Origin of the sequence: Bacillus cereus group sp. BfR-BA-01441, assembly GCF_022663075.1 — a bacterium.
Classification (GTDB): domain Bacteria; phylum Bacillota; class Bacilli; order Bacillales; family Bacillaceae_G; genus Bacillus_A; species Bacillus_A cereus.
In genome coordinates this window covers 1-217 of record NZ_JAKUEU010000435.1, presented here as the reverse complement: position 1 = coordinate 217, position 217 = coordinate 1, and the positions used below count along the sequence as shown (strand labels likewise).

The window sequence follows — 217 nt, the reverse complement described above, 5'->3', positions numbered from 1 at the left end:
TCAAAATGATGTCTTAGTAGCAATTCACTCTGATATTGAAGATATGGGACAAACAGTGAAGTTCAAAGAGGTAAAACCAGAGGTTAAACCTGAACAACCTAAACCAGAGCAACCAAAACCTGAACAGCCTAAACCTGAACAACCTAAACCTGAACAACCACTTCCACAAACAGGTGGTCAAGAAGACAACACAATGAAATATGCTGGTCTAGGTTTA

At 39.2% G+C, this 217-nt stretch carries 1 protein-coding gene; it reads left to right on the top strand.

The features are described 5' to 3' along the window. The coding region (locus MR107_RS31105; RefSeq protein WP_242293233.1) for a hypothetical protein at positions 1 to 217 on the top strand (217 nt) is incomplete at both ends.